Genomic DNA, 19,660 nt, shown 5'->3' with positions numbered 1-19,660 from the left:
GATCACCCGGCGAAACCTTCCCCCGCTCAGACGCCGAGGAGGGTACGCAGGTGGCGCGGGGGCGGTGAGCCGTGGGCGAGCATCTTGTCGTGCCAGGCCTTGGGGGTCGCGCCGAACGGCCGGGCGGCGGCGATCGCGGCCACCTCGGTGTAACCGACGAAGTAGGTGCTCAGCTGGGTCGAGGTGAGCAGGGCGCGGCGCCACTTGCCGGCGGCCTCGCCCTCCTCCTGGAAGCCGGGGCCGGTCATCAGGGCCATGGCCTCGGCCTCGGGCATCTCCTCACAGTGGACCAGCTGGTCGATGATCGCGTTGAGACTCATCCGCAGCTGCATCTTGAGCTGCTGCAGGCGCACGGGCAGGCCGCCGAAGCCCAGGCCGGCCATTAGCTCCTCGGCGTAGACCGCCCAGCCCTCGACGAACGGGCCCGACCAGCCGAGCGCGCGCACCCGGGTCTCGGCGCGGAACCGGCGCGAGTGGGCGAGCTGCAGGAAGTGACCGGGCATCGCCTCGTGGACGGTGAGGTCGCGGAGCATGTGGTCGTTGTACTCCCGGTAGAACGACTCGACGCGCTCGGGCGACCAGCCCGCCGGGGTCGGCGAGATGCAGTAGAACGTGGGCACGTCGGCGGTCTCGAGCGGGCCCGGTGGGTCGCAATAGGCCACCGCCACACCGCGGGCGAACTCGGGCATCTCCTCGATGACACACGGGTCGTCGAGCAGCGTGAGGATGTCGTGCTTGCGGACGAACTCGGTCGCCTCGTCCATCGTGACGCGGGCCAGGCCGACGATGGTGGCGTCGTCGGGGTGGTCGGCGGCGAGCGTGCCGAGGGCGCGGCGAACCGTCTCGTCGGTCTCGGGGCCGCCGACCAGCTCGGCCGCGGCCGCGCGCAGCTCGGCGCCGACCCGGTCGAAACGCTCGCGGGCGCGGGACAGCACCTCGGCGGCCGGCAGCTCGGTGTCGAGCGTGTGCCACAGCCGCGCCTCCCACAGCGGGCGGCCCAGGCGCGGGTCGCGGCCGTGCTCGCCGCCGTCGAGCCGGGCGCGCAGCCAGCCGTCGAACTCGCCGAGCGCGGCCAGCGCCGCCGACGCCGACGGCTCGACCGCGGCCCGCATGCCCGGCTCCTGGGCGAGCAGCGCGGGCACCTCGTCGCGGATCAGGGCGGCCGTGCCGGCGAACTGGCCGATCGCCGTCTCGGCGTGGATGCGCGGCACGTCGCGCAGCACCGCCCGGGCCGTGGCCAGCGCGTCGGGGATCGCGGCGAGCCGGCCGCCGAGGCTGGCCAGGCGCTCCTCGGCCGGGGCGAACTGGCGGGAGATCAGCGCGTGCAGGAGCGGGCCGGGGTTGTGGTTGAGCGGGTTCCACTCGTGTTCCCGTACGTCGACCAGCTCGAAAAGCCCTCGCTCGACGACGGCCGAGAGAATCGCATGGTCTGCCTGATCCTCGGGGCCGAAGGCCTCGGGATCGATGCCGGAGAGCGCGTCGGCCGCGTCGCGGAGCATGGCCACCCGCTCGGAGACGGCGCCCGGGGAAAGGTCGGGCATGCGGTCGTCGAAACGGTGGTCACCGGTGAAGGTGGCCAGACCAGGATCACTGCGCAGAATGGCGTCGACGATGCTCTCGGCGAGCGGAACGAACTCCGGCATGCCGTGAAACCTACTCGGCGGGTCCGACAATTCTCTGCTCGGCGCTCCGCACTTCTTCCGCGTAGTCGAGCGTCGCCCGGCGTACCTCCGCCTCGGCGTCCGCGCCGGCGGCGCGAGCCTCGGCAACCAGCCGCAGCAACGCCGGGCCGAGCTCGTCACCGGCCGACAGCGGCACGTCGAGGCCGGCGCGCTCCACCCGCTGCAGGATCTTGGCCGCCAGCGCCAGCGCGGGCTGGCTGAGCGCGATGCCGTCGAGGACCGAGTCGCGGGACTTCTCGGCCTTCTTGATGCGCTCCCAGTTGTCGGTGATCTCCTCGAGGTCGGCCACCTCGGCGCCCGCGAAGACGTGCGGGTTGCGCCGCACCATCTTCTCCACCAGGCCGCCGGCCACCTCGTCGATGCCCCAGGCCGCGCCGTCCGGCAGCTCCTCGGCCAGGCGCGCGTGCAGCACGATCTGCAGCAGCACGTCGCCCAGCTCCTCGCGCAGCGCCGCCATGTCGCCGGCCTCGAGCGCGTCGTAGGCCTCGTACGCCTCCTCGAGCATGTACGGCGCGAGCGTGCGGTGGTTCTGCGCGCGCTTCCACGGGTCGCCGCCGGGCGAGACCAGCCGGTCCATCACCGCGACCGCGTCGAGCAGGCGCGCGCCGGGCGGGTCCCACGAGCCGTACATCAGCTCCAGCTCGGCCAGCTCGGGCTCGCGAGTCAGGCGCAGGCCCAGCTGACGGGCGAAATCCTGGTCACCGGCCGGGCCGGCGAGCCAGACGACGGCCTCGCGACCCTTGACCGCCGCCAGCACGAGCTCGGCGTCGGGCTCGACGATCGTGACCGGCACGCCCGACTGCCGCAGCACGGCGGCCTGTTCGGACTCGGCCGAGGCAAACACCGGGTACGCCCTCAGCGCGTCCCACGCCGCGGCCGTGAGCAGACCGGCGGGCAGCCGCGGCGAGGTGACCAGCAGGATGATCCGCGCGGTCATCGGCCTCAGGAGACGGCGCTGACCGGCGCGGTGTCGTCAGCGCCGAGCGGGGCCGTCACCAGCGGGCGAACCGCGCCGTTCTGCGTCTGGAACTCGAGCACCGAGATCGAGGCCGGCTGGTAGCGCGGGTTGACCCGGACCCGCAGCGGGCCGGTCACCTCGTTGATCTGGTCGCGGACCGCGGCGGCGCTGACGACGAGCTGCTTGTTCTGCGCGGGGAGCTGGCTCTGGAACTGCGCGAACTGGCTGGCGTCGGCCTCGCCGTTGGCCACCAGCACGTCGAAGACCTGGCGCAGGTCGGCCTCGGTGGGCTCGCCGGTCGCCGCCGCGCCCTGCTTGAGCAGCGTCACGTAGGCCTTCACCGTCGCGTAAAGCTGGACGTACTCCGCGTCGGGGCGAAGGTGCAGCGTGGAAGCGGCGTCGGCCTGGCCGATGTCGGCCGGGAGCGTCACGTTGTGCTGCTTGCCGACCTGGGCCAGCACGTCGGCGCCGATGATCGCGCGGGCCACGTCGGCGCGGGTCGGCGCGGGCACGGGCTGCTCGCCCTCCTTGGGCGGGATCACGGCCGCGCGCGTCTCGTCGAAGACGGCGTCCACCCGATCCTCAGTGATCTTGGTGTCGCCGATGTAGGCGGCCACCGTCGGCTCGGACCGGCAGGCGGAAAGCCCGGCCACGGCCAGGGACGCGACAACGGCGACGGACACGAATCGGCGAGCACGTTGCATGGCCATGACTCTCTCACGTCTGCTGTGACACACGTCGCCGACCCCCGGAATGTCGGCTCAACCGGCGGCCTTCGCCGCTATGGCGGCGATCAACACCAGCGTCACCAGGGCCAGGACCGCGGCTTGCGCTATTTCGCGTTTCTGACGAGGCGCGTACGCGAGACCGAGCGCGACAACCGCACCTGTGAGCAGCCCGCCGAGGTGGCCCTGCCAGGACGTGAACCCCGCGGCGAGCACGAGCCAGATCACGAAGGTGAGCAACAGCCGGTTCCGGTCGATCGGATACTCGTGCAGCTTCCGGGTGATCACGAAGTAGGCGGCGGCGATCCCGAACCCCGCTCCCGACGCCCCGATCGCCCCCTGATGCGGATCGATGATCACCACGAACGCCGAGCTACCCAGCGCGGAGATCAGGTAGAGCGCGAGAAACCGCCCGCGTCCCAGCTGCCGCTCGAGGAAAACGCCGAGCGTGGCGATCCACATCATGTTGAAGATGATGTGCGTGAGGCCGAACCCGCTGCTCCCCGGAAGCTGGTGCAGGAAGGCCCCGGTGAACAGCCGCCACACCTCCCCGTGCAGCACGCCGATCTGCTGATAGCCCGGCGCGGGCACCCCGTCGTCGACGTAGTACTGCCCCGCCGCGTCGACCAGCCCCGTCCCGAACACGTCGAACCGGTTGATCACCGCCGGGTGCACCAGCTCCACGACGTACGCGATGACATTCAAAGCGATGATCGTGTACGTGACGTAGGCCGTCCCGCCGTGGCTGACCGCCGCCCCGAAGATCGTGCGAGCCTGCCGGACCGTCTTGTTCTCGCCCTTGACGCAGTCCGGGCACCGCTGCCCGACCGGCGCTTCCCGCATGCAGTCCGAGCAGATGAACCGATCACACCGGCTGCACCGGACAAACGTCTCCCGCCGCGGATGGCGATAACAGGTGGTCTCCGCACCCACGGTCCCCACGAGACACTCCAAGGCTCAGCACTGATCGGGCCCGGAGATTCTGCACGCTCGATGCCTGCCCCCGCACTCCCGATGCACACCTGCAACCGACACCGACCCGCCCGCCCCTCCCGAACCTTGATGACTTCCCGCGCCCCCAACGCCGAAATTCATCATGATCCGCCCGGCACCAACGAGCCTCGATGAGCTGGCGCACGCAGCGCACACCAGCTCATCAAGATCGAGCAAGCAGGCGCGCCAAAGGCTCGCCGCGACCACAGAAGCTGCGCAGCGCACGGGCCGGGCGCGCAGGCTCGGCAGGCGCGCAGGCTCGGCAGGCGCGCAGGCTCGGCAGGCGCGCAGGCTCAGCGGGGCGCAAGCCGGGGCGCGGGCGCAAGCCGGGGCGCGGGCGCAAGCCGGGGCGCGGGCGCAAGCCGCGGCGCAGCGCAGGCCGGGCGCGCGGGCGCAGCGCAGGCCGGGCGCGCGGGCGCAGCGCAGGCCGGGCGCGCGGGCGCAGCGCAGGCCGGGCGCGCGGGCGCAGCGCAGGCCGGGCGCGCGGGCGCAGCGCAGGCCGGGCGCGCGGGCGCAGCGCAGGCCGGGCGCGCGGGCGCAGCGCAGGGCGGAGCCGAGAGCGGAGCGCGCGGGCGCAAGCCGGGGCGCGGGCGCATCCGGCGCACCCGCCTGATCCGGACCTCGGCGTGGGCCGGAGCCGAGCGCGGTGCGCGGACGGAGCCGAGGGCGCAGGAAGGGCCAGGCGCGCGGGCACGGCTGAGGCCGGCGTGCGAGCGCGAGCGGCGTCGGGCGCACAGGCACAGCGGGCCGGGCGCCCGAGGCCGCGTGGGCCGGGCGCGGATGGAGCCGGCGCCCGGGGCGCGGGGCCGGGCGCGGGCTGGAGCCGGCGCCCGGGGCGCGGGGCCGGGCGCGGGCTGGGGCCGGCGCGCGAGGCGCGAGTGGGGGCGGGAGCGCGGGCGCGGCGGGGGCGGGAGCGCGGGCGCGGCGGGGGCGGGCTCGTCAGGCGGGGGTCTTGGCCGGCACCTCCCCGAGTACGTCCTTCAGGAGCTGGGCGCACCACTGCAGCAAGGCCAGGTCACGCAGTGGCTCGCCGCCGAGGCGGCGGGTGGCGGGGCGCGGGACGCTCACCTGGTCGGTTGCCTGCTTGTAGACGGCGTCGGGGTGGTAGCGCTTCAGGCGTAGCTGCTTCGAATCCGGCAGGGGGAGCGGGGAGAAGCGGATGTGCTTGCCCTGCATGGAGACGTCGGTCAAGCCGTAGGCGCGGGCCGTCTGGCGGAAGCGGGCTACGGCGATCAGGTTGGCTACCTGCTCGGGGGGCTCGCCGTAGCGGTCGGTCATCTCGGCGACGACCTCGTCCAGCTGCTTGTTGTCTCGGGCCTCGGCCAGCTTGCGGTACATCTCCAGGCGGAGGCGCTCGACGGCGATGTAGTCGACCGGGAGGTGGGCGTCGACCGGGAGGTCGATCTTCACCTCGGGCTCCTCCTCGGGGCGCTCGCCCTTGAAGGCCTGCACGGCCTCGCCGACCATGCGGACGTACAGGTCGAAGCCGACGCCCTCGATGTGGCCGGACTGCTCGCCGCCCAGCAGGTTGCCGGCGCCGCGGATCTCGAGGTCCTTCATGGCCACGTACATGCCGGCGCCCAGCTCGGTGTGCTGGGCGATGGTGGCCAGACGCTCGTGGGCGTGCTCGGTCAGGGGCTTCTCCCGCGGGTAGAGGAAGTACGCGTACGCGCGCTCGCGGCCCCGGCCGACGCGGCCGCGGATCTGGTGCAGCTGGGCGAGGCCGAGCAGGTCGGCGCGCTCGACGATGAGGGTGTTGGCGTTCGGGATGTCGATGCCGGACTCGACGATCGTGGTGCAGACCAGGACGTCGAACTCCTTCTCCCAGAAGCCGACCATCACCTTTTCGAGCTGGTCCTCGCTCATCTGGCCGTGCGCCACCGCGACCCGGGCCTCGGGGACCAGCTCGCGCAGCTTGCGGGCGGCGCGGTCGATCGACTCGACCCGGTTGTGCAGGTAGAAGACCTGGCCGTCGCGGAGCAGCTCGCGGTGGATGGCGGCGGCCACCTGCTTGTCGTCCTGGGCGCCGACGAAGGTGAGCACCGGATGGCGCTCCTCGGGCGGGGTGGCGATGGTGGACATCTCGCGGATGCCGGTGATCGCCATCTCGAGCGTGCGCGGAATCGGGGTGGCCGACATGGTGAGCACGTCGACCGAGGCGCGCAGGGCTTTGAGCTGCTCCTTGTGCTCGACGCCGAAGCGCTGCTCCTCATCCACGATGATTAGGCCCAGGTTTTTGAACCGCGTCGAGTTGGCCAGCAGGCGGTGGGTGCCGATCACGATGTCGGCGGTGCCGTCGGCGGCCTGCTCGAGGGTCAGCTTGGCCTCGGTCGGGGTCTGGAACCGGGACAGCTGCTTGATCTGCACCGGGAACTGGCCCATGCGGTCGGTGAACGTGTTGAAGTGCTGCTGGACGAGCAGCGTGGTGGGCACCAGGATGGCGACCTGCTTGCCGTCCTGCACGGCCTTGAAGGCGGCCCGCACGGCGATCTCGGTCTTGCCGTAGCCGACGTCGCCGCAGATCAGCCGGTCCATGGGAACTGCCAATTCCATGTCGTTCTTGACCTCGCTGATCGCGGCCAGCTGGTCGGGGGTCTCCGTGTACGGGAACGCGTCCTCCAGCTCGCGCTGCCACGGCGTGTCCGGCCCGAACGCGTGACCACGGGAGGCCTGACGGGCCGCGTACAGCTGGATCAGCTGGGCGGCGATCTCGCGCACCGCCTTGCGGGCCCGCGCCTTGCTCTTCTGCCAGTCGGAGCCGCCCATCTTGTGCAGTGTGGGCTGCTCGCCGCCGACGTAGCGGGACAACTGGTCGAGCTGGTCGGTGGGCACGTAGAGCCGGTCACCGGGCTGGCCGCGCTTGGACGGCGCGTACTCGATCACGAGGTATTCCCGGTCGGCGCCGTTGACCGTGCGCTGCACCAGCTCGACGTACTTGCCGATGCCGTGCTGCTCGTGGACCACGTGGTCGCCGGGCTTGAGCTCGAGCGGGTCGATCGTGTTGCGCCGGCGGGACGGCATGCGGCGCATGTCCTTTGTGGAGGCGCCGCGCCCGCCGCTGATGTCGTTGCCGGTGATGACCGCGAGCTGGGAGGCCGCGTCGACGAAGCCGTGGTTGAGCCCGCCGCAGGTGACCAGCAGCTGGCCGGGCTCGATGACGGTCGGGATCGACTCGACCGGGGTCACGCCGAGGCCGGAGTCGCGCAGCACCTCGGTGGCACGCTCGGCCGTGCCGTGACCCTCGAAGACGAGCGCGATCGCCCACCCCGCGCCCGACCATTCGGAAATGTCGGAAACGAGCCGGGCGGTGTCGCCGTGATACAGCGCCACCGGCTGCGCGGCGAGCGCAATGGCATCCCCAAGATCCGGGCTAACGGCAACCGAAGCCGGCGCCTCGAGCCAGGGCTGGTCATCGGAGGCGGGGGCGGGCTCGGATTCGGCCAGGCCGAAGGGAGAGACCGTCCACCACGGCTGCGACAGGGTCGCCGCGTGTGCCCGTACGTCGGCAAGGGTTTTGAAAGCGGCGGCCCCGACATCGATCGGCGCCTGACCGCCGACGGCCGCGGCGGCCCACGACGCCTCGAGGAACTCGTCGGACGTGCGGGTCAGGTCGTGCGCCCGGGTGCGGATGCGCTCGGGATCGCAGAGCAGCACGTGCGTGCCCGCCGGCATGCAGTCGAGCAGCAGCTCCATGCTGTCGGTCCCGTGCAGCAGCGCCGGGGCCAGCGACTCCATCCCCTCGACCGGGATCCCCTCGGCCAATTTGTCGAGAATCTCGCCCAGTTCCGGGTGCGCCTCGGAAAGCGCAGCCGCACGCTCGCGAACGGAAGGGGTCAACAGCAGCTCACGACACGGCGGCGCCCATAGCCGGTCAACCGGGTCGATCGTGCGCTGGTCGGCGACGGCGAAGGTGCGGATCTCCTCGACCTCGTCGCCCCAGAACTCCACCCGGGACGGGTGCTCGTCGGTCGGCGGGAAGACGTCGAGGATGCCGCCGCGCACCGCGAACTCGCCACGCTTGGTCACCAGGTCGACCCGCGCATAGGCCATGTCGGTCAGCCGGCGCGCGACCTCCTCCAGCTCGGCCTCGCCACCGGTCACCAGCTCGACCGGCTCGAGATCGCCCAGGCCCTTGAGCTGCGGCTGCAGCACGCTGCGCACCGGCGCCACGACCACCTGGATCGGCTGCCCCTCGGGGTGGGCGAGCCGCCGCAGCACCGCCAGCCGCCGCCCCACCGTGTCGGAGCGCGGGGAGAGCCGCTCGTGGGGCAGCGTCTCCCACGAGGGGAAGACCGCCACCCGCGCGGAGTCGATCAGGCAGCCCAGCGCGTCGGCGAGGTCGTCGGCCTCGCGGCTGGTGGCGGTGACGGCGAGCACCGGGCGCGCCGCGCCGCCGAGATCGTTGCCACCCGCGACCGTGGCCACCACGAACGGGCGCAGCGAGGCCGGCGCGGTGAGATCAAGAGAGTCCGAGTCGACGAAGCCCTTGCGAGCGAGGTCGCGGGCACGCGCGAGCCCCCGGTCGCGGAGGGCGGCGGGAATCAGGCCGGAGAGTTGCATTACACCCACATCCGAACACGTCAAACAACCCCAAGCGCCCAGACGGGCGGGGGTATGCGATGAAGTCTAGTCCGGCCCTCCGACAATTTCGGGCCGCACAACATGTCCGACATGGCGGTCGATAACCGGAGAAAACTCCCGCTTCGTTGTCGGTGTGGCTCCCAGGGAGGGACAACGTGCGGATCCTGCTGCTCGTTACGGCGTTCAACGGATTGAGCCAGCGGGCGTGGTGCGCCCTGCGCGAGGCCGGTCACGAGGTCGGCGTCCTGCTCGCGACCAGCGAGCCGGACATGATCGACGGGGTCCGGAGCGCGGGCCCCGACCTGATCATCTGCCCGTTCCTCAAGGACCGGGTGCCGCAAGAGGTCTGGCAGCAGTGGCGCACGGTGATCATCCATCCCGGCCCGGCCGGCGACCGCGGGCCGTCCTCATTGGACTGGGCGATCGCCGACGGCGCCCGCACCTGGGGCGTCACCGCGCTGCAGGCCGTCGAGGAGATGGACGCCGGGCCGATCTGGGCCACCCGCACCTTCTCCCTGCCGGCCACCGCGCCGCGCAAGTCCTCGCTCTACAACGGCCCGGTCGCCGACGCCGCCATGGAGTGCATCGCCGAGGTGGTCCGCAAGGCGCAGGACCCCGGCTTCTCCCCCGCCGAGGCCCCCGAAGCGGCCCCGCGCCCGCTGATGCGGCAGGACGACCGCGCCTTCGACTGGGGCGACGCGACCGAGCACATCCTGCGGAAGATCCGGGCCGCCGACGGCGCCCCGGGGGTGCGGACCGAGCTGGGTGGGCTGCCGGTTTTCGCGTACGACGCGTTGCCCGGCCTGCCTCGCGGCGGGCGCCCGGGTCAGCTGCTCAGCCGCCGGCAGGGTGCGGTGCTGGTCGGCACCGGCGACGGCGCCATCTGGCTCGGCCACCTGCGCGCCGCCGACCCCGGCCACGGCCGCGCGGGCATCAAGCTGCCGGCCACCACGCTGCTCGGCACCCGGCTGCGCGGCGTGCCGCACTCGCCCCTGCCGCCCGGCAGCGAGCCCGAGCACCCCGGCTCCTACCGGCAGGTCCGCTATCGGCGCAACGGCGCGGTCGGCTGGCTCAGTTTCGACTTCTACAACGGCGCGATGGCGCCCGGTCACTCGCGCCGCCTGCTCGCCGCCCTGCGCCACGCGGCCGGCCAGGACACCGAGGTGCTGGTGCTGCGGGGCGGGACCGACGCGTTCAGCAACGGCATCCACCTCAACGTCATCGAGGCCTCCCCCGACCCGGCCAGCGCGGCGTGGGCGAGCATCCGGGCGATCAACGAGGTGTGCCGCGAGATCATCATGTGCACCCGGCAGGTGGTGATCGCCGCGTACGCGGGCAGCGCCGGCGCCGGTGGCGTGATGCTCGGCCTCGGCGCCGACATCGTGGCCGCCCGCGACGGGATCGTCCTCAACCCCTATTACGACATGGGGCTGTACGGGTCCGAGCTGCACACCTTCACGCTGCCCCGCCGGGTCGGCGCCGACCGGGCGCAGCAGCTGATCGACGACAAGCTCCCGGTGAGCGCGGGCCGGGCGCGATCGATCGGCCTGGTGGACGAGGTCGGGCCGCGGCATCCCGACGCGTACGGTGAATGGCTCGCGGCCCTGGCCGACCGCGAGAGTGACGGCCGGACGGCGCGCAACCGGCGCCAGGGAAAGGCTCGGCGGCTCGCCGCCGAAAGGGTGCCGCTGGAGGTCTACGAGGCGCGGGAGCTGGCCGAGATGAGCCGCGACATGTACGCGGACCGGTCCGGTTTCGCGGCGGCCCGGCACACCTTCGTCCGCAAGCTCAAGCCGTCGGAGACCCCGGACCGCCTCCTGCTCGGCGGCGCCAAACTGCGCCCCCGCACCACCGTGCTGCGCCCGGCGGTGCCGGTGTCCGCGTGAGTCATTCCCCGGCCCGGGGTGAGACTTGCCTCAATTCACCCGGTCCGTGAGCCGCGCCGATACCATCGGCGGAGTCGGGACAGCGCCGTCCTGGGACACCGAAAGGTTAAGGAGCGCCCCCGATGACCGACCAGCACGGCCACCTCGACCCCGACGGCCCCGACGCGGCGCTACGTGCCGACATCCGGCGCATCGGCACGCTGCTCGGCCAGACCCTGGCCCGGCAGGAGGGCCGTCCCCTGCTCGACCTCGTCGAGGAGGTGCGGGCCCTGGTGCGCCAGGACGCGCCGGCCGCCGCCGAGCGCCTGGCCGCCATGGACGTCACGACCGGCACCAAGCTGGCCCGCGCGTTCTCCACCTACTTCCACCTCGCGAACATCACCGAGCAGGTGCACCGCGCCCGCGACCTGCGCCGGCGCCGGGCCCGCGACGGCGGCTGGCTCGACCAGGCCGCCAAGCGGATCGCCGAGCGCGGCGTGCCGGCCGACGAGATCGCCGCGGCCGCCCGCCGGCTCGCGGTGCGCCCGGTCTTCACCGCGCACCCGACCGAGGCCTCCCGCCGCTCGATCCTCTCCAAGCTGCGTCAGGTCGCCGACGAGCTGGACAACGAGGCCGCCGCCGCGGTCCTGTACGGCGCCTCCGACACGACCGCTTCGAGCCGGCGCTTCGCCGAGCTCATCGACCTGCTCTGGCAGACCGACGAGCTGCGCCTGGACCGGCCGGAGCCGACCGACGAGGCCCGCAACGCCGTCTACTACCTGCGCGACCTGTACGCGGAGGCCGCGCCGCAGGTGCTCAGCGACCTCGCCGAGACCCTGCGCCACCTGGGCGTCGAGACCGCGCCCACGGCCCGGCCGCTCACCTTCGGCTCGTGGATCGGCGGCGACCGCGACGGCAACCCGTTCGTCACGCCGGCGGTCACCCGGGACGTCCTGATGATCCAGCACGAGCAGGGCATCCAGGCCACCGAGCAGGCCATGGACAAGCTGATCGACGAGCTGTCGGTCTCCCGGCGGCTGCGCGGCGTCTCGCTCGACCTGTCCGCCTCGCTCGCCAAGGACCTGGACAGCCTGCCCGAGGTCGCGCCGCGGTTCCGCAAGACCAACGCCGAGGAGCCGTACCGGCTCAAGGTGCGGGCGATCAAGGCGAAGCTCGCGAACACCCGGGAGCGGCTGCGGCAGAACACGCCGCACGTGGCCGGCCGCGACTACCTCGGCAACGACGAGCTGATCAGCGACCTCGAGCTGATGCGCGCCTCGCTGGCCCGCAACTCCGGCCAGCTCACCGCCGTCGGCGTGGTCGCCAGCGCGATCCGTACGGTCTCCGCCTTCGGCCTGCAGCTGGCCACGCTCGACGTGCGCGAGCACGCCGAGAAGCACCACGAGGTGCTCCAGCAGATGTACACGCAGGTCGGCGAGGTCGACGACTACGCGGCGCTGGACCGGACCGAGCGCACCAAGCTGCTCGCCGCCGAGCTCTCCGGGCGCCGGCCGCTGTCCGCCGCCGACACCCCGCTCACCGACTCGGCCCGCAAGACGTTCGACGTCTTCAACACGATCCGCCAGGTGCAGGAGCGCTTCGGGGCGGACGTCATCGAGACGTACATCATCTCGATGACCCTGGGCGTCGACGACGTGCTCGCGGCGGCCGTGCTGGCCCGCGAGGCCGGCCTGATCGACATCCACACCGGCCGCGCGCGGGTCAACATCGTGCCGCTGCTGGAGACGCCGGCCGAGCTCGACGCGGGCGGCGAGCTGCTCGACGAGATGCTGTCGCTGCCGGCCTACCGCGAGATCGTGCGGGCCCGCGGGGATGTGCAGGAGGTCATGCTCGGCTACTCCGACTCCAACAAGGAGGGGGGTATCACGACCAGCCAGTGGGGCATCCACAAGGCACAGCGCAAGCTGCGGGACGTGGCGGCCCGGCACGGCGTACGCCTGCGGCTCTTCCACGGCCGCGGCGGCACCGTCGGCCGGGGTGGCGGCCCCACCCACGAGGCGATCCTGGCGCAGCCGTACGGCACGCTCGACGGCGCGATCAAGGTGACCGAGCAGGGCGAGGTCATCTCCGACAAGTACACGCTGCCGGCCCTGGCCCGGGAAAACCTGGAGTTGACGGTCGCGGCCGTGCTGCAGGCGACGCTGCTGCACACCTCGCCGTCGGTCGACCTCGAGCGGCTCGAGCGCTGGGACGCCACGATGGACACGGCGTCGGACGCGGCCTTCGCGGCGTACCGGTCGCTGGTGGAGAACCCCGACCTGCCCGCCTACTTCTGGGCGGCCACCCCGACCGAGCTGCTCGGCCAGCTCAACATCGGCTCCCGTCCGGCGAAGCGGCCCAACGCGGACGCCGGGCTGGGCGGCCTGCGGGCGATCCCGTGGGTCTTCGGCTGGACGCAGACCCGGCAGATCGTTCCGGGCTGGTTCGGCGTGGGCTCCGGGCTCGCGGCGGCCCGGGCGGCCGGCAAGACTGAGGTTCTGCAGGAGATGTACGCCAACTGGCAGTTCTTCAAGACGTTCCTCTCCAACGTCGAGATGATGCTGAACAAGACCGACCTCGAGATCGCCCGCCGCTACGTGGAGACGCTGGTCCCCGCCGAGCTGCACCCGATCTTCGAGACGATCGTGGCGGAGTACGACCTGACCGTCCGCGAGGTCCTGGCGATCACCGGCGGGGACGACCTGCTGGCGTCGCAGCCGGAGCTCAAGCGGACCCTGGGGGTGCGCGACACCTACCTGCTGCCGCTGCACCACCTGCAGGTGGCGCTGCTGCGGCAGTACCGCGAGCTGGGTGACGCGGATCGGCAGCTGGCGACCGCGCCGGGGGCGCGGCGCGCGCCGTCAGATTCCACGGCCTTGGAGCGGGCGCTGCTGACATCGGTCAACGGCATCGCCGCCGGCATGCGCAACACCGGCTGAGATTTTCCCGTACGGGGGCCGGGCAGCGCATCGCTGCCCGGCCTCTTTCGTTCTCCTTAAATGAAGCTTTAGCGCCTCGCCCTCGCGTTTCTGCCCGCCTAACGTCGCTGTCCCGGGAGCGCTCCCATCGCTCTCCCGACTTGGCGGGGCGGTGTTTCCATGGGCAGATGGCGACTGATCGCGGCCGCGGCTGCCACCGTCGTGGCGATTTCCGCGGTGACGGTCGCCGCGCTCTCGACCACGACGTTCGGCTCCGACACGGTGGCCGCCGTCTCGACACCCCCGCCACCCTCGCTACCTGTTTCTTCGTCGCCCACTTCTTCGCCTTCCCCGTCGTCTTTTTTCAAGGCACGGCCGAGCGCCACCACCGTCGCCTCAACCCCCGTGGCGATCAATGGGCAGCTGCGGGTCTGCGGCGTCCACCTCTGCAACCAGCGCGGCAAGGTCATCCAGCTGCGCGGCGTGAGCACCCACGGGCTGCAGTTCGCGCCGGACTGCTACCCGAACGCCTCCCTCGACGCCCTCGCCGGGGACTGGCGGAGCGATCTGCTGCGGATCGCCATGTACGTCCAGGAAGGCGGCCTGGAAACCGACCCGGCCGGCTTCACCGCGAAGGTCAACACGCTGGTCGACAAGGCCACCGCCCGCGGGATGTACGCGATCGTCGACTTCCACGTGCTCAACCCCGGCGACCCGACGGTCAACCTGGAACGGGCCAAGACCTTCTTCGCCGCGGTGGCCAAACGCAACGCCGGCCGGAAGAACATCATCTACGAGATCGCCAACGAGCCCAACGGAGTCCCGTGGACGGTCGTCAAGGCGTACGCGGAAAAGGTCATCCCCGTCATCCGCGCGCAAGATCCGGACGGCCTGGTGATCGTCGGGAGCCGGGGATTCTCGTCCCTCGGCATCGCCGAGGGTTCGAGCGCGGCCGAGACCATCGCCGACCCGGTCCGATTCCCCAACGTCATGTACGCGTTCCACTTCTACGCGGCGTCGCACAAGGACAACTACCGCGCGGAGCTGACCCGGGCCGCGACCAAGCTGCCGATGTTCGTCACCGAGTTCGGCACGGTGACCTTCACCGGCAACGGCGACTTCGACGCCGCGAGCACGACGACCTGGCTGAACCTGCTCGACCGTCTGAAGATCAGCTACGCCAACTGGACCTTCTCCGACATCGACGAGTCGAGCGCGGCTCTCAAGCCCGGCACGTGCGCAAGCGGCCGCTTCGCCGGCACGGGCGTCCTCACCCCGTCGGGCAAACTGATCCGCGGCCGATTGCGCACTACGGATCGGTTCTGAGCAGGCCGTCCAGCAGGTCTTCGGGGCGGCCGAGATCCCATGCCAGGTCCACCATCGCCTGGTAGGCCACCACCGAGAAGACCATGTAGTACTGCGCGCAGAGCGCCAGGTAGAGCCGGAACGCCAGGTCGGCGTGGCGGCCGGCGAGCCGCCCGAGCAGGGCGAGCACAGCCGTCTCGTCGCCCTCGAACGCGTGGTCGGGATGCCGGGTGAACAGACCGATCTGTTCACGAACTCGGGCGATCACCTCGGGGTCGTCACCTTTCCAGACAAACCGGTCTGCCTGGGTGGAATCGCCGCCCCGGGACCGCGCGGTCGCCCGGACCAGAGCGATCCACTCGCGACCGTCCATCGTCATCCGATGGTCGCCGCCGCTCAGCGCGAACCAGAGTCGCGCCAGCTCGTCGCCGGTCAGATCGGAGGACAGCAGGGAGTCGGCGTCGTGCACGTACCAGTCGGCCGGCCACCGACCCCCGGCCGCGACGTACATCTCCAGGACGGTCCGGAGATCGCCGGGGTAGTTCCACAGCCCCGACGGAAGGTCTCCGATGCCGACCAGGCCGTTCCTCACTCGGCACCCACCCGGAGCGAGCCGGCGAAGACGCCGCCGCGCCAGGCCTGGATCGTCACCGGACCGCCCGTCAGGGTGAGCACCAGCCCGGCCAGGTGACCGTCGTCCGCCTCGGCTTTCTCGATCAGATACACGTTGTTCACGGGGTCGACGTTGACCACGACGCCCTTGTCGCAGTCCTGGCTGACCTCGAGGTACTCGTCCACGCGGTTAGGCGGGTTGAAGTCCCACGGAGGCTTGGGCGGCAGGATGTCGCGGGTCGGCCCGTGCCCGCCGTCGGGCGCCGGGCCGGGCATCCGCAGCCGGTCCGGGACGGGCACAGCGGGCGGCGTGTCGATGGTCGTGCCGCAGAACTCCAGGAAGCCCTTCCCGTTGTCGGCGAAGGTGCAGCCGGCGACCAGCACCAGCGGAAGACCGATCGCGGCGAGTTTACGGAGCACATCCCGTACTCTCCGATGCTCCCGCCAACTCGGGGTGACATTGTGATCACGGTTGCGATGCTGAGAGCCGGCTGAGAGACCCCGAGAGGGTCCTCAGGGATTCTCCGGATCCGCCGAGGTGCGCTCAGTTCCTAGGCTGAGCCCGTGACCATCATCGCGACTCAGGCGCTGACCAAGACCTACGGCGGCGGGGTGACGGCGCTCGCCGACCTCACCGTCGAGGTCGACGCGGGCGTCATCGGGCTCGTCGGCGCCAACGGCGCCGGCAAGAGCACCTTTATCAAGATCATGCTGGGGCTCCTCGCGCCCAGCTCGGGTGGCGTACGGGTGTTCGACCTCGACCCGGTGACCCAGACCGACAAGGTGCGGGCCCGGGTCGGCTACATGCCCGAGAACGACTGCCTTCCGCCCGACGTCTCGGCCTCCGAGTTCGTCACCCACGTCGGCCGGCTCAGCGGGCTGCCCAAGGTCGCGGCGCGCGAGCGTGCCTCCGAGGCGCTGCGCCACGTCGGCCTCTACGAGGAGCGGTACCGCCAGATCGGCGGGTACTCGACCGGCATGAAGCAGCGGGTCAAGCTGGCCCAGGCGCTCGTGCACGACCCCGACCTGCTGCTGCTCGACGAGCCGACCAACGGCCTCGACCCGGCCGGCCGCGACGCCATGCTGACGCTGGTCCACCGGATCGGCAACGAGTTCGGCATCTCGGTGGTGGTCTGCTCGCACCTGCTCGGCGAGGTCGAGCGCATCTGCGACTCGCTGATCGCCATCGAGGGCGGCCGCCTGCTGCGCGCCGACCGCATCTCGTCGATGACCGCGGCGTCCGACGTGCTCTCCGTCGAGGTCAGCGAGGGCACCGACGAGCTGGCCGCGGCCCTGCGCGAGCTCGGCTACGAGGTCACCCCCGAGGGACGGTCGCTGCTGGTCCCGCTGGACTCCGACGCCGCGTACGACGGGATCCTGCGCGCCGTCGCCGAGCTCGACCTCCCCCTGCATCGGCTCGACCAGCGCCGCCACCGCGTCGCCGAGCTCTTCACCACGAAGGAGACCGCCGATGTCTGAGGCCGGCGTCATCCATGACATCGGGTACCAGCGGTACGAAGGTCCCCGCCTGGGCCGGGCCGCCCTGCTCGGCGCGCTCTACACCCACGGGCTGCGGGCCGCGTTCGGCCTGGGCCGCAGCGCCAAATCCAAGATCTTCCCGTGGGGCGTGGCGGGCATCGTCATGCTCGTCGCGGTGATCAACGCGGGCGTACGCTCGCAGACCGGCACCTGGCTCTTCGACTACTACCAGCTCGACGACACGATGAGCTGGCTGGTCATCTTCTTCGCCGCGATCGTCGCGCCCGAGCTGGTCTCCCGCGACATCCGCTCCGGTGTCCTGCCGCTGTACTTCAGCCGCCCGCTGCGGGCCGCCGACTACGTGACGGCCAAGGTCGGCGCGCTGGTCACCTCGGTGTTCCTGCTGCTCGGCGTGCCGCAGTTCATCATGTTCCTCACCGGCGCCTTCACCACCAAGACCGGCATGAAGGGCGTGTGGCACGAGCTCGGCCTGCTCATCCCCGGCTGGGGGTACAGCCTGCTCTGGGCCTTCGTCTTCGCGAGCATCAGCCTGCTGATCGCCTCGCTCACCGGCAAGCGCGCCTTCGCGGCCGGCGGCATCGTCGCCGTGTTCCTGATGACCGCGCCGATCGTCGGCGTGCTCAACGTGCTGCCGTCCGAGACCGCCCATCACCTCTCCGGCCTCGCCAGCCCGATCTCCCTGATCAGCGGTGTCGAGATCTGGCTGCGCGACCGCAACGACCTGGGTCTCGACATCGGCAACCTCGGCCCGATCTACGGGATCGAGGCGGTCTGCCTGATCGCCGCCTGCCTGCTGCTGTTGCTGGCCCGCTACCGGAAGGTGGCCTCGCTGTGAGTGCGAGGAGAGAGCTTTTCGGAGCCCCGCAGCACGAACGAAAGGTGGCACAGTGAGCGTCGTCGAATTGCAGAACGTCTCCCGCTGGTACGGCAACGTCGTGGCGGTCAACGACATCAGCATGACCCTGCAGCCCGGCGTGACCGGCCTGCTCGGCCCCAACGGCGCCGGCAAGACCACGGTGCTGCACATGATGGCCGGCTTCCTCTCCCCGTCGCGGGGCGCGGTCACCATCGACGGGGCGCCGACCTGGCGCAACCCCTCGATCTACCGCACCCTCGGCCTGGTCGCCGAGCGCGAGGCGGTGCACGGCTTCCTCACCGCCCGGCAGTTCGTCGAGGCCTGCGCCAAGATGCAGAAACTGCCCAACCCTCAGGCCGCCGCGGCGCGGGCCCTCGAGATGGTCGAGATGACCGACGCGCAGGACCGCCGCATCGAGACGTTCTCGAAGGGCATGCGGCAGCGCGCCCGGGTGGCGGGCGCTCTCGTGCACGAGCCGCAGGTGCTGCTGCTCGACGAGCCGTTCAACGGCATGGACCCGCGGCAGCGGATGCACATGATGGACCTGCTGCACCGGCTCGGCGACGAGGGCCACACGATCCTGTTCAGCTCGCACATCCTGGAGGAGGTCGAGCAGCTCTCCGGCCTGGTCCAGGTGATCGTGGCCGGGCGCCTGGCGGCCTCCGGCGACTACCGCCGCATCCGCCGCCTGATGACCAACCGCCCGCACGTGTTCGCCGTGCAGAGCTCCGACGACCGCCGCCTGGCCGTCGCGCTGATCGGGGAGAAATCGGTGAGCGGCGTCGAGATCGAGGCCGGCGGCTTGACCGTCCGCGCCTCCGACTACGGCAGCTTCACCCGCGCGCTGCCGCGCATCGCCCTGGGCGAGGGCATCCGCTTGCGGCGCCTGCTGCCGTCCGACGAGTCGCTGGAGAGCGTCTTCTCCTACCTGCTGGAGGCATGATGTCCACGGTCGCCTACATCACCGCCCGCGGCCTGTTCGGCCGCCGCCGGGTGCTTCTGCTGCTGCCGTTGCCGGTGCTGCTCGTCGGGCTCGCGCTGATCTGCCGGGCGTACGACGTCGACCCCACCCAGTGGGGCCAGGCCGTCGTCGTCGGTCTCGGCCTGGCCGTGGTCCTGCCCGTGACCGCCCTGATCGTCGGCACCGGCGTGCTGGGTTCCGAGGTCGACGACGGCACGATCGTCCACATCCTCACGAAGCCGCTCCCGCGCCGCGACATCATCCTGGCCAAGCTCCTGGTCGCCGCCGGCGTCTCGGCCGTGGCCTCGGCGGTCCCGCTGTTCATCGCCGGCATCCTGGCCGACGGCTCGCGCTTCGGCCTGGCTCTCGCGGCCGCCGCGGTGGTGGGCGCGGTCGCGTACTCGTCGCTGTTCCTGCTGCTCAGCCTGCTGACGCGCCGCCCGGTCCTGCTCGGGCTGGTCTACATCCTGGTGTGGGAGGGCCTGCTGGGCCGCTTCGTGAGCGGCACCCGAGTCCTATCGATCGAGCAGTACGTCATCACGATCGCCGACAAGATCGCCCCCACCGACATGCTCCCCGGCAAGGTCAACCTGACGGTCGCCATCATCATGAGTGCGATCTTCGCGATCGGGGGCACCCTGTACGCCATCAATCGCCTGGGCTCCTTCAGCATGGCCGGCGAGACCAGCTGACCGAGCCCGCCG

The 19,660-nt window shown here is 71.6% G+C and carries 14 protein-coding genes; 7 read left to right on the top strand and 7 right to left on the bottom strand.

Going from position 1 to position 19,660, the window contains the following annotated elements:
* Positions 1-26: 26 nt before the first annotated feature.
* From ACQPZX_RS04615 to mfd, 5 genes are all read right to left on the bottom strand, one after another.
* Positions 27-1,643, bottom strand: a complete 1,617-nt coding sequence (locus tag ACQPZX_RS04615; RefSeq protein ID WP_433374753.1) for a DUF885 domain-containing protein — start codon at positions 1,641-1,643, stop codon at positions 27-29.
* Between the two features lie 10 nt (positions 1,644-1,653).
* Positions 1,654-2,619: a MazG family protein gene (locus ACQPZX_RS04610; RefSeq protein WP_433374750.1), complete on the bottom strand. Its 966-nt coding sequence runs from the start codon at positions 2,617-2,619 to the stop codon at positions 1,654-1,656.
* Between the two features lie 5 nt (positions 2,620-2,624).
* Complete coding sequence (locus ACQPZX_RS04605; RefSeq protein ID WP_433374747.1) at positions 2,625-3,323, bottom strand: hypothetical protein; 699 nt, start codon at positions 3,321-3,323, stop codon at positions 2,625-2,627.
* 78 nt (positions 3,324-3,401) lie between these two features.
* Complete coding sequence (locus tag ACQPZX_RS04600; RefSeq protein ID WP_433374744.1) at positions 3,402-4,208, bottom strand: rhomboid family intramembrane serine protease; 807 nt, start codon at positions 4,206-4,208, stop codon at positions 3,402-3,404.
* 1,089 nt (positions 4,209-5,297) lie between these two features.
* On the bottom strand, positions 5,298-8,918 hold the full coding sequence (gene mfd, locus ACQPZX_RS04595; protein WP_433374742.1) for a transcription-repair coupling factor: 3,621 nt from the start codon (positions 8,916-8,918) through the stop codon (positions 5,298-5,300).
* A gap of 176 nt (positions 8,919-9,094) precedes the next feature.
* On the opposite strand from mfd, the gene ACQPZX_RS04590 reads away from it, so the two are divergent.
* From ACQPZX_RS04590 to ACQPZX_RS04580, 3 genes are all read left to right on the top strand, one after another.
* Positions 9,095-10,825, top strand: coding sequence for a hydrogenase maturation protein (locus ACQPZX_RS04590; RefSeq protein WP_433374740.1), 1,731 nt, complete (start codon positions 9,095-9,097; stop codon positions 10,823-10,825).
* 122 nt (positions 10,826-10,947) lie between these two features.
* Complete coding sequence (ppc, locus tag ACQPZX_RS04585; RefSeq protein ID WP_433374737.1) at positions 10,948-13,743, top strand: phosphoenolpyruvate carboxylase; 2,796 nt, start codon at positions 10,948-10,950, stop codon at positions 13,741-13,743.
* A 159-nt stretch (positions 13,744-13,902) separates the two neighbouring features.
* Complete coding sequence (locus ACQPZX_RS04580; RefSeq protein ID WP_433374735.1) at positions 13,903-15,048, top strand: glycoside hydrolase family 5 protein; 1,146 nt, start codon at positions 13,903-13,905, stop codon at positions 15,046-15,048.
* Here the strand turns inward: ACQPZX_RS04580 and ACQPZX_RS04575 are convergent.
* Positions 15,032-15,619, bottom strand: a complete 588-nt coding sequence (locus ACQPZX_RS04575; RefSeq protein WP_433374732.1) for a hypothetical protein — start codon at positions 15,617-15,619, stop codon at positions 15,032-15,034. The two genes, ACQPZX_RS04580 and ACQPZX_RS04575, sit on opposite strands and share 17 nt — an antisense overlap.
* Entirely contained in the window at positions 15,616-16,059 is a 444-nt protein-coding gene (locus tag ACQPZX_RS04570) for a hypothetical protein (RefSeq protein ID WP_433374729.1), read from the bottom strand. The genes ACQPZX_RS04575 and ACQPZX_RS04570 overlap by 4 nt, the downstream gene beginning before the upstream one ends.
* Before the next feature lie 144 nt (positions 16,060-16,203).
* Between ACQPZX_RS04570 and ACQPZX_RS04565 the strand changes: the two genes are divergently transcribed.
* Genes ACQPZX_RS04565 through ACQPZX_RS04550 form a run of 4 tightly spaced genes read left to right on the top strand, consistent with a single transcriptional unit; the run spans position 16,204 to position 19,648 of the window.
* Positions 16,204-17,118 carry an ABC transporter ATP-binding protein gene (locus tag ACQPZX_RS04565; RefSeq protein ID WP_433374726.1) on the top strand — a complete coding sequence of 305 codons (915 nt, stop codon included), beginning with the start codon at positions 16,204-16,206 and terminating at the stop codon, positions 17,116-17,118.
* A complete protein-coding gene (locus ACQPZX_RS04560; protein WP_433374723.1) occupies positions 17,111-17,974 on the top strand; it encodes an ABC transporter permease in 864 nt (287 codons plus the stop codon). The genes ACQPZX_RS04565 and ACQPZX_RS04560 overlap by 8 nt, the downstream gene beginning before the upstream one ends.
* 52 nt (positions 17,975-18,026) lie before the next feature.
* Positions 18,027-18,938: an ABC transporter ATP-binding protein gene (locus tag ACQPZX_RS04555; RefSeq protein WP_433374720.1), complete on the top strand. Its 912-nt coding sequence runs from the start codon at positions 18,027-18,029 to the stop codon at positions 18,936-18,938.
* The gene (locus tag ACQPZX_RS04550) at positions 18,938-19,648 is read left to right on the top strand and encodes an ABC transporter permease (RefSeq protein ID WP_433374718.1); all 711 of its coding nucleotides are present in this window, start codon (positions 18,938-18,940) and stop codon (positions 19,646-19,648) included. The genes ACQPZX_RS04555 and ACQPZX_RS04550 overlap by 1 nt, the downstream gene beginning before the upstream one ends.
* Positions 19,649-19,660 lie beyond the last annotated feature (12 nt).

Origin of the sequence: Actinoplanes sp. CA-142083, assembly GCF_050942195.1 — a bacterium.
In the GTDB taxonomy this organism is placed as follows: Bacteria; Actinomycetota; Actinomycetes; order Mycobacteriales; family Micromonosporaceae; genus Actinoplanes.
Note: the sequence above shows the minus strand (reverse complement) of the source record. Positions and strands in the feature narration are given on the sequence as shown.